Raw genomic sequence first — 601 nt, 5'->3', positions numbered from 1 at the left:
GGAGTTGTGTATAAGAGCCAAACCCGCCGCAACGGCACTCCGCTGGTCGGGGAGGTGACCCGATGAGCGACGCCATCGCCTCCGGCCTGCTCCTCATCGGCGCGCTGGTCCTGTTCTGCTGGGACCGCTACTGCCTCTATGTCGCCCGCTACGAACTCGCCGCGCTGCAACGGGCCGCCCGACGCGACCCGCTGACCGGCCTCGCCAACCGTGCTGGCCTGGCCGACGCGTGGACCCAGCTCGCCCCCGTCCGGCCGTGGGTGGTCGTGGTCGACCTGGACGGCTTCAAGCCGGTCAACGACACCCACGGCCACGCCGCCGGGGATGTGGTGCTCACCGCCGTGGCCCACCGGCTCCGCACGGTCCACGGCGTCGCCGCCCGGCTTGGTGGGGATGAGTACGCCGCCCTGGTCTGCGACCCCGACCCCACCGCGGCTGCCCGCCAGCTGGCCGCCGCGATCGCCGCCCCCGTCCGGCTGCCCTCCGGTGTCGCCGTCGCGGTCACGGCCAGCATCGGCCTCGCCCCCGCCAGTCCGGCCGGTCTCGCCGCCTCCCTGGCCGACGCTGACGCCGCGATGTACCGGGCGAAGACGACTCGGGC

1 protein-coding gene is annotated in these 601 nt (G+C 74.2%); it reads left to right on the top strand.

Annotated features, from left to right (window positions below; all coding sequences use genetic code 11):
• Positions 1-62: 62 nt before the first annotated feature.
• A partial coding sequence (locus DKL51_RS33715) for a GGDEF domain-containing protein (RefSeq protein WP_148097940.1) occupies positions 63-601 on the top strand: 539 nt, incomplete at its 3' end.

Origin of the sequence: Micromonospora globispora (assembly GCF_003857015.1) — a bacterium.
Lineage (GTDB): Bacteria > Actinomycetota > Actinomycetes > Mycobacteriales > Micromonosporaceae > Micromonospora > Micromonospora globispora.
Note: the sequence above shows the minus strand (reverse complement) of the source record. Positions and strands in the feature narration are given on the sequence as shown.